The organism is Bartonella sp. CE47NXGY, assembly GCF_042195415.1.
Taxonomy (GTDB): domain Bacteria; phylum Pseudomonadota; class Alphaproteobacteria; order Rhizobiales; family Rhizobiaceae; genus Bartonella.
This window is the reverse complement of record NZ_JBHIOI010000119.1, coordinates 1-1,724: the sequence shown is the minus strand read 5'-3', so window position 1 is coordinate 1,724 and position 1,724 is coordinate 1. Positions and strand designations below refer to the sequence as shown.

Below are 1,724 nucleotides of genomic sequence, written 5' to 3'. Positions count from 1 at the left end.
CAGCTTAGTGACGCCTCTACAAGATACCGTGCAACAGATAGAGCAATGTGTAACTCTGGAGTTCCCATGGACCTTGAGAAATGGCATTCAATTGACAGCAACCCTAGAGAAACAAGCTTTAGAAGCTTATCAGACTGTTCAAAACTTACTTACCTTGAAAGCGTCTGTTGAAGACATAGCAGAGGCTCTTGATGTGCTTGAAGGTGGTTTGACAATGCAAAAAGTTTCGAATGTAGAAGCGCGTGCAAAGGCTTATATCGCAGCTCTTAACGGCATTTCACTCTGGTCTTTATTGCAAGCTGTTAAAAATCTTATACGTGGTGAAGCAAAAGGCATGTCCACAACCTTTGTCCCCTCTTGTGCTGATCTAGCGCAGTATTGTCGTGATTTAGAAAGCAGGCTTTATGGTGTTGCTGAGAGAGTTTTTACAGCAGTTGAAAATACGCGTAACCTAGCCTTAGGAGGCAAGCGCATTTCATTCATGAGAATAGGCAAGCCTAGTGAAGAGTGTCATGACAGTAGCAATTCTAAAGCGGCTTAAAACAGCAAACTAGTGAAAAGTGCTGATCATTTTACGATTAGACATGCATTTAAATCGACAAAAAGGTACCGTACAAAGCGATTTAAAGATTTTGCGATAAAACATATCCGCAATATAAAACGCTCTGTACGGTCAAATTTTAGGTAAATAGACCAATTGGTAAAATTATGGACTAAAAACATGAGAATATTAAAAGACCTGTTCTTAAAAAAGCGTAAACAACCCATGCAAAAAGAGTTTGTTGCAACAGCTGTTGGTTATGTTCCTTGGGGAGACGGAGCAGAGGAGTATTTTTACAACCTCTACGAATATGAAGACGGCACAAGAGAGTGTGAAAAGTTTGATGGCGGCCAGTATTATACCACACCAGAAAATGCGGATTTTAGTACCAAAGCGCAAGTAAAAGCATGGGTTTACGGTGGGAATATTCCGAAAAGCGTTCTCAATTACGAACCTCTTATAGACGAGATCAATAAAGAGATCAAAAAATTATCGAAAACCGCAGGAAATGAATATGTTGACAGATAAACAGCTAAGAGCCTTGTTTGGCATTATAACTTTTATATCTTTATGTTTTTTAGGAATTAAAAAAAATCCCTACTTTATTCAAAGTATTTTGACATTCGCATCTGTTTCTTTGGTAATAGTCACAGCGGTTTTTGCAATTTTATGCAATTCCAAGATTCCTTTTGAGTTGCAGAACAATCCAAAATACAAACGCGGCAATACAACAGGTTGGAAGACATTAACACGTGATTTACAACAGTATTTGCACAGACTTTTAAAGCTAATAAGTTTAGCGCTTGTCGTTTTAATTTTTCCAAATAGTTATAAAGAAACTGTTTCTTTACCTTTCATTTCTAAGTACGTGGAGTATAAGCTTTCTTTTCCATTGGATACTGTACTTTGGTACTCAGATATTGCTCTTTGGTATTCTTTTTTAGTTTGTGTATTTTTCCTTATGTTACGTACACGCAGTTTAATAAATATATCTATTTACACACTACAGTGCTCAGTTAAAAAGCTATAGTAAAATTTCCGATTTTATAAAACTGTTCAGATTACGTTGTCTCTTCTCAACGTTCATAGATGAGATCAACAAGGAGATAAAAAACTATCGTGGGCTGCTTGATTTTAAAGAACATGACCTCTAGGTGTGAAGAAAGATGGGCTAAGTCTTTCT

Annotated in this window: 3 protein-coding genes; all 3 read left to right on the top strand. The window is 36.9% G+C overall.

Annotation, left to right across the window (positions count from 1 at the left end; translation table 11 throughout):
- The coding region (locus ACFIL3_RS09975; RefSeq protein WP_375682207.1) for a hypothetical protein at positions 1-541 on the top strand (541 nt) is incomplete at its 5' end.
- A 180-nt stretch (positions 542-721) separates the two neighbouring features.
- Positions 722-1,069 carry a hypothetical protein gene (locus tag ACFIL3_RS09970; protein WP_375682206.1) on the top strand — a complete coding sequence of 116 codons (348 nt, stop codon included), beginning with the start codon at positions 722-724 and terminating at the stop codon, positions 1,067-1,069.
- Complete coding sequence (locus tag ACFIL3_RS09965; RefSeq protein WP_375682205.1) at positions 1,056-1,571, top strand: hypothetical protein; 516 nt, start codon at positions 1,056-1,058, stop codon at positions 1,569-1,571. The genes ACFIL3_RS09970 and ACFIL3_RS09965 overlap by 14 nt, the downstream gene beginning before the upstream one ends.
- The last annotated feature ends 153 nt before the right edge of the window (positions 1,572-1,724 follow it).